The following is a 298-nucleotide window of genomic DNA, read 5'->3' as shown; positions in this document are numbered from 1 at the left end:
TATCCGGTATTAGACCCAGTTTCCCAGGCTTATCCCAGAGTACAGGGCAGATTACCCACGTGTTACTCACCCGTTCGCCACTCATCCCCGGCCGAAACCGGTTCAGCGTTCGACTTGCATGTGTTAAGCACGCCGCCAGCGTTCGTCCTGAGCCAGGATCAAACTCTCCAACAATGAACAGTTCGATCGAGACTACTTCTCAATCAATCTCAAAGGAAACCCCGACGAGGGGGTTTCATATAAGCTCTACTGGCTTAGTTCACTAGCACACTGTTGAGTTCTCAAGCAACACACCCCG

The 298-nt window shown here is 51.7% G+C and carries 1 rRNA gene; it reads right to left on the bottom strand.

The features are described 5' to 3' along the window. Positions 1-174 (bottom strand): 16S ribosomal RNA (locus tag H5411_RS46835); the annotation flags it as partial. Positions 175-298 lie beyond the last annotated feature (124 nt).

Source organism: Amycolatopsis echigonensis (assembly GCF_014174495.1).
Taxonomy (GTDB): domain Bacteria; phylum Actinomycetota; class Actinomycetes; order Mycobacteriales; family Pseudonocardiaceae; genus Amycolatopsis; species Amycolatopsis echigonensis.
The sequence above is the reverse complement of the archived record's forward strand: the minus strand, read 5'-3'. Positions and strand labels throughout refer to the sequence as shown.